This is a genomic window from uncultured Bacteroides sp. (genome assembly GCF_905207245.1).
Taxonomy (GTDB): domain Bacteria; phylum Bacteroidota; class Bacteroidia; order Bacteroidales; family Bacteroidaceae; genus Bacteroides.
Genome location: NZ_CAJLKP010000072.1, coordinates 22,477 through 31,756, shown reverse-complemented (window position 1 = coordinate 31,756; position 9,280 = coordinate 22,477). Strand labels below are relative to the sequence as shown.

7 protein-coding genes are annotated in these 9,280 nt (G+C 45.4%); 5 read left to right on the top strand and 2 right to left on the bottom strand.

Annotated elements, in window-relative coordinates; all coding sequences use genetic code 11:
- Positions 1-201: 201 nt before the first annotated feature.
- Positions 202-1,863 (top strand): putative transporter, encoded by a 1,662-nt coding sequence (locus QZ135_RS18805; protein ID WP_294612853.1) that lies wholly within the window; start codon positions 202-204, stop codon positions 1,861-1,863.
- Between the two features lie 73 nt (positions 1,864-1,936).
- Here QZ135_RS18805 and QZ135_RS18800 read toward each other — a convergent pair whose 3' ends face one another.
- Both QZ135_RS18800 and QZ135_RS18795 read right to left on the bottom strand, forming a co-directional pair.
- Positions 1,937-2,563 (bottom strand): cytidylate kinase-like family protein, encoded by a 627-nt coding sequence (locus QZ135_RS18800; protein WP_294612850.1) that lies wholly within the window; start codon positions 2,561-2,563, stop codon positions 1,937-1,939.
- Positions 2,564-2,635: 72 nt separating this feature from the next.
- On the bottom strand, positions 2,636-3,994 hold the full coding sequence (locus QZ135_RS18795; RefSeq protein ID WP_294612847.1) for an MATE family efflux transporter: 1,359 nt from the start codon (positions 3,992-3,994) through the stop codon (positions 2,636-2,638).
- 210 nt (positions 3,995-4,204) lie between these two features.
- On the opposite strand from QZ135_RS18795, the gene lysS reads away from it, so the two are divergent.
- The 4 genes from lysS to QZ135_RS18775 all read left to right on the top strand — a co-directional run bounded on the left by lysS (position 4,205) and on the right by QZ135_RS18775 (position 9,244).
- Positions 4,205-5,935: a lysine--tRNA ligase gene (gene lysS, locus QZ135_RS18790; RefSeq protein ID WP_294612844.1), complete on the top strand. Its 1,731-nt coding sequence runs from the start codon at positions 4,205-4,207 to the stop codon at positions 5,933-5,935.
- Between the two features lie 101 nt (positions 5,936-6,036).
- Positions 6,037-7,032 (top strand): NAD(P)H-dependent glycerol-3-phosphate dehydrogenase, encoded by a 996-nt coding sequence (locus QZ135_RS18785; protein WP_007659963.1) that lies wholly within the window; start codon positions 6,037-6,039, stop codon positions 7,030-7,032.
- 45 nt (positions 7,033-7,077) lie between these two features.
- Positions 7,078-8,415: a glucose-6-phosphate isomerase gene (locus tag QZ135_RS18780; protein WP_294612841.1), complete on the top strand. Its 1,338-nt coding sequence runs from the start codon at positions 7,078-7,080 to the stop codon at positions 8,413-8,415.
- A gap of 100 nt (positions 8,416-8,515) precedes the next feature.
- Positions 8,516-9,244 (top strand): HAD family hydrolase, encoded by a 729-nt coding sequence (locus QZ135_RS18775; protein ID WP_294612837.1) that lies wholly within the window; start codon positions 8,516-8,518, stop codon positions 9,242-9,244.
- The last annotated feature ends 36 nt before the right edge of the window (positions 9,245-9,280 follow it).

Below are 9,280 nucleotides of genomic sequence, written 5' to 3'. Positions count from 1 at the left end.
TTCGGTTAGAGGTACCTCTGAGCGAAGAATGTACGGAGTTGGTACGGAGCAAGTGTGTTCCAGCTACGATGCAGATGGATTATCAGCCCCCTCATAGCAGCTAAAAGAAAAACTCCCGGAAACCCTTTGCCACCTCCCTTTTAATGCCTAACTTTGCGCGAAATTTCAATAAGCAAATAAAAAAGTTAAACAAAGGTAACTATGGATTGGTTAGAGAGTTTGTTATGGGACCCTGCCTCCGTCGCCCATATCGTATGCTTATATGCATTCGTAATATCTGTCGGCGTACTTTTGGGCAAGATTAAGATTTTCGGAATATCATTGGGTGTGACATTTGTACTTTTCACCGGTATTCTGATGGGACATTTCGGTTTTACGGGTGAAACTCACATTCTGCATTTCATCCGCGAATTCGGGCTAATTTTATTCGTATTCTGTATCGGTCTGCAAGTAGGACCGTCGTTCTTCTCTTCTTTCAAGAAAGGCGGAATGACGCTGAACATGCTTGCCGTAGGCATTGTGGTACTGAATATTGCAGTAGCTCTGGGCATTTACTTCATTGACGGAGGAATCGACCTCCCCATGATAGTAGGTATCCTCTATGGTGCTGTCACCAATACTCCGGGTTTGGGTGCTGCACAGGAAGCGTTGAATCAGTTGAACTACACAGGTGATCCTATCGCATTGGGGTATGCCTGCGCCTATCCGCTCGGTGTGGTCGGCATCATCGGCTCTATCATCGCCATCCGCTACATCTGCCGGGTGAACCTGAAAAAAGAAGAAGATGAACTTTCCACACAGACTTCGGACATGAAGCACATGCCACATATGCTGCATCTGGAAGTTCGCAACGAATCCATCGACGGAAAGAAACTCCTCCAGGTAAAAGAGTTCCTGGGACGTTCTTTTGTATGCTCACGTATCCGTCATGAGGGTCACGTCAGTATCCCCAATCAAGACACTGAATTCCATATCGGTGACCAGATTTTCATCGTATGTTCCGAGGAAGACGCCGAAGCGGTAACTGCTTTCATCGGTAAAGAAATTCAGGTGGACTGGGAAAAACAAGATATGCCGATGGTTTCACGCCGTATACTGGTAACAAAATCTGAAATCAACGGTAAAAAATTGGGTAGCCTCCATTTCCGTAGCATGTACGGGGTGAATGTAACTCGCATCAACCGTTCGGGTATGGACTTGTTTGCTGACCCGAATTTGATATTGCAAGTAGGTGACCGCGTGATGGTGGTTGGTCAGCAAGATGCTGTAGAGCGTGTTGCGGGCGTACTTGGAAATCAGTTGAAGCGTCTGGACACACCGAATATTGTGACCATCTTTGTGGGTATCTTCCTGGGTATCCTGCTGGGCAGTCTTCCTATCGCTTTCCCGGGCATACCGACTCCGGTGAAACTGGGTCTGGCTGGTGGTCCGCTGGTGGTTGCTATCCTTATCGGACGATTCGGACACAAACTGAAGCTGGTGACTTATACAACCATGAGCGCCAACCTGATGCTGCGCGAAATCGGTATCGTACTTTTCCTTGCCAGCGTAGGCATTGAAGCCGGTGAACATTTTGTGCAGACGGTGGTAGAAGGTTCAGGATTAGCGTATGTGGGTTATGGTTTCCTGATTACTGTTATTCCATTGCTGATTATCGGTATGATTGCCCGATTCTATTGCAAAGTGAATTATTTTACACTGATGGGATTGATTGCCGGTAGTAATACAGACCCTCCCGCGCTGGCATATGCCAATCAGGCATCCGGTAACGATGCTCCGGCAGTAGGCTATTCTACGGTTTATCCGTTGACGATGTTCCTGCGTATTCTGGCGGGGCAAATGATATTGCTGACGATGATGTAGAACATCATTATATAATAATATAAAAAAGAGAGACTGCGTAAACGTAGCCTCTCTTTTTTATTTCAATCTCTATTTACTTTATTTTGAGCTTCACAAACTCTTCGATGAAATCTATCGTCTTCTCTATTCCCAATACCGAAGAGTCAATGCAAAGATGATAGGTTGCCGCAGCTCCCCACGTCTTATAACTATAATAATTATAATATTCCGAACGTTTCTTATCTTCCTTGTTCATCATATTTTCCGCTTCTTCCTCTGAAACGGAATGGGCGGCACATAAACGTGCAACACGGCTACTATGCGATGCCGAAATAAAGATGTTCACACAGTTAGGATAATCCCGCAGAATATAATCGGCACAACGTCCTACAAAAAGGCAGGATTTCTCGTCAGCCAACTGACGGATAACATCACTCTGTACTTTAAAGAGGGCATCGTTACTCAGGCAATTCTGAGTAGGCAAAGCACCATCTCCCACAAAAGGGAAACGCATGCCGAAGAGCCCTCCAATGATACCTTGCGAAGCACGTTCATCGGCTTTCTCAAAAAACTCACGGCACAGGCCGCTTTCCTTAGAAGCCAGCGTTATCAACTCCTTGTCATAGAAATCAATACCCAAACGGGCTGCCAACTTCTCCCCTATCTCTTTTCCGCCGCTTCCCAATTGGCGACCAATGTTCACAACGAATTTCTTATTCATAGCTTCAATCTATTTGGTTTACTAATAACAAAAGTAAGGATTTATAGGGAAGAAACAAAACAATAATCAATACTAATTTTGCTGTTCTGCTTTTCTGAATTTACGGAACTGACCTACAAGCATCACCAATGCCACCAGACTGGCAAGCAAATCGGACACCGGCATGCTATACCACACCCCTGCCGTACCAAAGAAACGGGGAAGAATAATCAGCGCCGGAAGCAGGAAAAGCATCTGGCGGGTAAGGGAGAGGAAAATAGCTTTGCTTGCCATACCGATGCTCTGGAAGAAGTTCGACGTCACCATCTGAAAACCGATAATCGGAAAGAACATAACCACTACACGCAACCCACGGGCCGCAAGAGCTATCAATTCTTCATCGGAGGTAAATATAGAAACCACCAGGTCAGGCACAAGCATCCCCATCAGGAAACCGGTAGTGGTGACTATGGTAGCAAAAATTATCGTCAGTTTCAGTACGCGCGAAACGCGTGCATATTGCTGTGCTCCGAAATTATATCCGGCGATGGGCTGCATGCCCTGATTCAGCCCCATCACAATCATCACAAATATAAAGACCAGACGGTTGACAATGCCAAATGCACCGATGGACAGGTCTCCACCATAACGCTTCAAACCCTGATTGATGACAATCACAATAAAACATGCCGCCAGATTCATCAGGAAAGGGGACATACCGATAGCAAGCGAATCCATCACAATCTTACGGCGCAGGCGAAAAATGCCGCGATGGAAGTGCAGGAGTTCATCTTTATTGCTGAATATCTTGAATTGCCACATCAATGAAATGACCTGCGCAATAATGGTGGCAATGGCAGCTCCACGGATGCCCCAATCAAAGCCATAGATAAACAAAGGGTCGAGTATCGTATTAATGACTACCGTAGCAATTGTGGCGTACATCGCCTTTTGCGGATGTCCGGAAGAGCGGAGCACTGCATTCAAACCGAGATAAAGATGGGTAACGACATTGCCGAGCAAGATGATCTGCATATATTCACGGGCATACTTCACCGTCTCGTCGCTACCACCGAAAAAGTAAAGAATGGGGTCGAGGAAGATAAGTGTCACCACCGTAAATGCCAAGCCCAAAACAATATTGAGTACAAGCACATTTCCCAATATTCTTTGGGCGGTATCATAGTCTTTTTGTCCCAACTTCACGGATACCAGCGTAGAAGCTCCTACTCCCACCAACGAACCGAATGCTGCTGCAAGGTTCATCAAAGGAAAGGTAAGCGCCAACCCCGAAATAGCCATTGTGCCTACTCCGTGACCTATAAAAATGCTGTCTACCATATTATATAAGGAAGATGCCGTCATGGCGATAATTGCCGGAACGGCATATTGCATCAGTAGTTTTCCAATCTTTTCTGTTCCCAACGCTGTGGGTGCCTTTTGTCCTGTCATACCTATTTTCTTTTATTGAGGGCGCAAAGATACTCATTTTCCGGCAAGGGAGCAAAGAAGAGGGGAAATAATAGAATTATTGCAAGAGCTAAAATCAAGATACCCCTGCACACGTTAGCCCTAAACTTTTCCTAATTCTCCCCTCCTTCGTGCCATTATATGAAAAATGTTTCGTATTTTTGTCCCCAAATTGTGTTAATGTACAACGAAATGAATGTATTAGAACTAAGTGAACAGGAAATCATTCGACGTAATAGTATGAATGAACTTCGCGCGATGGGCATCGATCCCTATCCCGCTGCAGAGTATGTAACCAATGCTTTCTCCACTGATATAAAAGCAGAATTCAAAGATGACGCTGAACCTCGCCAGGTATCCATAGCCGGTCGTATTATGACACGCCGTGTGATGGGTAAGGCTTCGTTCGTTGAATTGCAGGATTCCAAAGGTCGCATTCAGGTGTATATCACCCGCGACGACATCTGTCCGGAAGAAGACAAGGAGCTCTACAACACTGTATTCAAACGCCTGCTCGACTTAGGCGACTTCATTGGAATTGAAGGATTTGTATTCCGTACCCAAATGGGCGAAATCAGTATCCATGCCAAGAAACTGACCGTACTGGCAAAATCCATCAAACCGCTACCTATTGTGAAGTACAAAGATGGTGTTGCCTACGACTCTTTCGAAGACCCCGAACTGCGCTATCGCCAACGTTATGTGGACCTTATTGTGAACGATGGCGTGAAGGAAACCTTCCTGAAACGTGCCACCGTCATCAAGACCATGCGCGCCGTACTGGATGAAGCCGGTTATACCGAAGTGGAAACCCCGATTCTGCAATCCATAGCTGGTGGAGCAAGTGCCCGCCCGTTCATCACACACCACAATTCACTTAACATCGACCTCTATCTGCGTATCGCTACCGAGCTTTATCTGAAACGTCTGATTGTAGGTGGCTTCGAGGGTGTATATGAAATAGGAAAGAACTTCCGCAATGAAGGTATGGACAAAAACCATAACCCGGAATTCACTTGTATGGAGTTGTACGTACAATATAAGGATTATAACTGGATGATGAGTTTTACCGAAAAACTGCTGGAACGTATCTGTATCGCTGTTAATGGCTGCACGGAGACTACCATAGACGGAAAAACCATTAGTTTCAAAGCTCCTTACCGTCGCTTGCCCATTTTGGATGCCATCAAAGAAAAGACCGGCTATGACCTCAACGGCAAGAGCGAAGACGAAATCCGCCAGGTCTGCAAAGAACTGAAAATGGAAATTGACGACACCATGGGTAAAGGCAAGTTGATAGATGAAATATTCGGCGAATTCTGCGAAGGCACTTTCATTCAGCCGACTTTCATCACTGACTATCCTGTTGAAATGAGTCCGCTGACCAAGATGCACCGCAGCAAACCGGGACTAACTGAACGTTTTGAGCTGATGGTGAACGGTAAAGAGCTAGCCAATGCTTATAGCGAGCTGAACGACCCTATTGACCAGGAAGAACGTTTCAAAGATCAATTGCGATTGAGTGAAAAGGGAGATGACGAAGCCATGTTCATAGATCAGGATTTCTTGCGCGCCCTGCAATTCGGTATGCCTCCCACATCGGGTATCGGTATCGGTATTGACCGTCTGACGATGTTGATGACAGGCAAATCATACATTCAGGAAGTACTGTTCTTCCCGCAGATGCGCCCCGAAAAGGTCATTGCCAAAGATGCTCCAGCCAAATACATGGAACTGGGTATTGCCGAAGACTGGGTACCTGTTATCCAGAAAGCCGGCTACAACACAATAGAAGACATGCAAGGTGTGAATCCGCAAAAACTACACCAAGACATTTGCGGTATCAACAAGAAATACAAACTGGAACTGACCAACCCATCGGTAAACGACGTGGCTGACTGGATCAACAAAATTAAAAATTAAAGAATTAAAAATTAAATAAGTGAGATTAAAGATCGAACGAGGGAAAGGATTTACTTTCCTTTCCCTCTTTTAATTTTTAATTATTAATTATTAATTTCGATATGAAACTACCCGGAAAGATAGCCATAATGGGCGGAGGAAGCTGGGCCACAGCCATTGCCAAAATGGTACTTGCCCAGGCTGAGTCGATTAACTGGTATATGCGACGAGATGACCGTATAGCCGATTTTAAACGATTGGGCCATAACCCTGCCTACCTGACGGGCGTCAAATTTGACATGAAGCGTATCAACTTCAGTTCTAATATCAACGATGTAGTGAAGGAATCTGATACGCTGATATTTGTCACCCCCTCTCCTTATCTCAAAGCTCACCTGAAGAAGCTGAAAACACGGATACGGGACAAATTCATCATTACTGCTATTAAAGGAATCGTACCCGACGACAACTTGATTGTATCGGAGTACTTCACGAAAGAATATGGTGTTCCGCCCGAAAACATTGCCGTACTGGCAGGTCCCTGCCACGCAGAAGAAGTAGCTCTGGAACGTCTCTCCTATCTCACCATCGCTTGCCCGGATACAGACAAGGCATGTACCATCGCCCGGCGTCTGGCCAGCTCATTCATCAAGACATCTGTCAGCAATGACGTGGCCGGTATAGAATATAGTTCTGTGCTGAAAAACGTGTATGCCATTGCCGCCGGCATCTGTAGTGGTCTGAAGTATGGTGATAACTTTCAGGCAGTATTGATATCCAACGCCGTGCAAGAAATGAACCGCTTCCTGCAAACCGTGCATCCACTGAACAGAAACGTGAATGATTCTGTTTATTTAGGTGACTTGCTGGTAACGGGATATTCTAATTTTAGCCGCAATCGTACATTCGGTACAATGATTGGCAAGGGATATTCTGTGAAAAGCGCACAAATAGAGATGGAAATGATTGCCGAAGGGTATTACGGAACAAAATGTATCAAAGAGATTAACAAACATCACCACGTCAATATGCCGATACTGGATGCCGTCTACAACATCCTGTACGAACGCATTTCGCCGATGATAGAAATTAAACTGTTGACTGATTCGTTGCGGTAATTTCCTGAAATAAATAAGTACACTGAATTTAAAACCTAGAATATTATGATTAGTTTGAACATTGAAAAGACTTTTGGATTTATTTCCAAAGCATCTGTTGCTGCTTACGAAGCTCAGGTAAAAGCTGCGCAGGAAGCATTGGAAAACGGTACCGGAAAAGGTAATGACTTCCTGGGCTGGTTACACCTCCCCTCGTCTATCAGCCAAGCACATTTGGCTGACCTGAAAGCCACCGCACAAGTGTTGCGCGACAACTGCGAAGTAGTGATCGTGGCCGGCATTGGCGGAAGCTACCTTGGAGCACGTGCTGTCATCGAGGCTTTGTCAAACAGCTTCACTTGGTTACAGGAAAAGAAAACTGCACCTGTCATGATCTATGCAGGACACAATATCAGCGAAGATTATTTGTATGAACTGACTGAATTCCTGAAAGATAAGAAATTCGGCGTTATCAATATCTCCAAATCGGGAACTACCACCGAAACCGCTCTTGCTTTCCGTTTGCTGAAAAAACAGTGCGAAGACCAACGCGGCAAGGAAATGGCTAAGAAAGTAATCGTTGCCATCACGGATGAAAAGAAAGGTGCTGCCCGCATCACAGCCGATAAGGAAGGATACAAATCATTCATTATCCCCGATAACGTGGGCGGTCGTTTCTCTGTACTGACTCCGGTAGGCTTGCTGCCGATTGCCATTGCAGGTTTCGATATTGAGAAGTTAGTAGCCGGTGCTGTCGACATGGAAAAGGCTTGCGGCATAAACGTTCCGTTTGCTGAAAACCCCGCTGCGCAATATGCTGCTACTCGCAACGAGTTGTACAAGAACGGTAAGAAGATTGAAATTCTCGTGAATTTCTGCCCGAAACTGCACTATGTAAGCGAATGGTGGAAACAGCTTTACGGAGAATCAGAAGGCAAGGAAAACAAAGGTATCTTCCCGGCAGCCGTAGATTTCTCTACTGACCTGCACTCTATGGGGCAATGGATTCAGGAAGGTGAACGCACCATCTACGAAACTGTAATCTCTGTAGAGAAAGTAGACCACAAACTGGAAGTTCCTACTGACGAAGCTAACTTGGACGGTCTCAACTTCCTGGCTGGCAAACGTGTAGACGAAGTGAACAAGATGGCCGAACTGGGTACTCAGTTGGCTCACGTGGATGGCGGTGTGCCCAATATGCGCATTGTTATCGAAAAGTTGGATGAATTCAATATTGGTCAGTTGCTTTACTTCTTTGAAATTGCTTGCGGTATCAGTGGTTATCTACTGGGAGTCAATCCGTTCAATCAACCGGGCGTGGAAGCATACAAGAAGAATATGTTTGCATTACTAAACAAACCGGGATACGAAGAAGAATCAAAAGCTATTCAGGCAAGACTGTAAAAGGAAACAAGTAAACCATAGATAGATGAGGTGTGAATGAGTTAAATCGTTCACACCTCGTTTTTTTATTGTATCTTTGCAGCCTAAAATAATAGGTATTATGTTTCAAGAAGCTGTCGCCCGTTATCTTCAATCCTACGGGTATTCACAAATTCAACTGAAATCCGTCCTCTTCGACATGGACGGTGTATTATTCAACTCCATGCCCTATCATGCAGACGCTTGGAACAAGGTCATGGAACGCCACGGACTTCACCTAAGCCGCGAAGAAGCTTATCTGCATGAAGGACGTACCGGAGCCGCTACCATCAACATCGTCTATCAACGACAATTTGGCAAAGATGCCACTCCTGAAATGATACAGAGCATTTACGCAGAAAAGAGTGCAGAGTTCAACAGCAATCCCGAACCGGAACGTATGCCCGGCGCATGGGAAGTATTACAAAAAATAAAGGCAGAGGGGCTGACACCAATGGTGGTCACAGGCTCGGGGCAACATTCATTATTAGACCGGCTTTCACACAACTTTCCCGGCATGTTCCAACGCGAACTAATGGTAACTGCATTTGATGTGAAGTACGGGAAACCACATCCTGAACCCTACCTGATGGCATTGCAAAAAGGTGGATTTAAACCCAATGAAGCAATCGTAGTAGAAAATGCTCCCATGGGAGTGCAAGCCGGAGCGGCAGCAGGTATATTTACAGTAGCCGTCAATACAGGTCCCATCGACGGACAAGTATTACTGGATGCCGGAGCAGACATACTCTTCCCATCCATGCAAGATTTTTGTGATAATTGGGAGAATTTACGTGAAACGTTCGGATAAAGAAACCGAACGTTTTTTCATTTATAGGAAAGAAAA

Excerpts from the sequence above, each read along its gene's own strand:
- QZ135_RS18805 (WP_294612853.1), top strand. The coding sequence starts at position 202 with ATGGATTGGTTAGAGAGTTTGTTATGGGACCCTGCCTCCGTCGCCCAT.
- QZ135_RS18800 (WP_294612850.1), bottom strand. The coding sequence starts at position 2,563 with ATGAATAAGAAATTCGTTGTGAACATTGGTCGCCAATTGGGAAGCGGC.
- QZ135_RS18795 (WP_294612847.1), bottom strand. The coding sequence starts at position 3,994 with ATGACAGGACAAAAGGCACCCACAGCGTTGGGAACAGAAAAGATTGGA.
- lysS (WP_294612844.1), top strand. The coding sequence starts at position 4,205 with ATGAATGTATTAGAACTAAGTGAACAGGAAATCATTCGACGTAATAGT.
- QZ135_RS18785 (WP_007659963.1), top strand. The coding sequence starts at position 6,037 with ATGAAACTACCCGGAAAGATAGCCATAATGGGCGGAGGAAGCTGGGCC.
- QZ135_RS18780 (WP_294612841.1), top strand. The coding sequence starts at position 7,078 with ATGATTAGTTTGAACATTGAAAAGACTTTTGGATTTATTTCCAAAGCA.
- QZ135_RS18775 (WP_294612837.1), top strand. The coding sequence starts at position 8,516 with ATGTTTCAAGAAGCTGTCGCCCGTTATCTTCAATCCTACGGGTATTCA.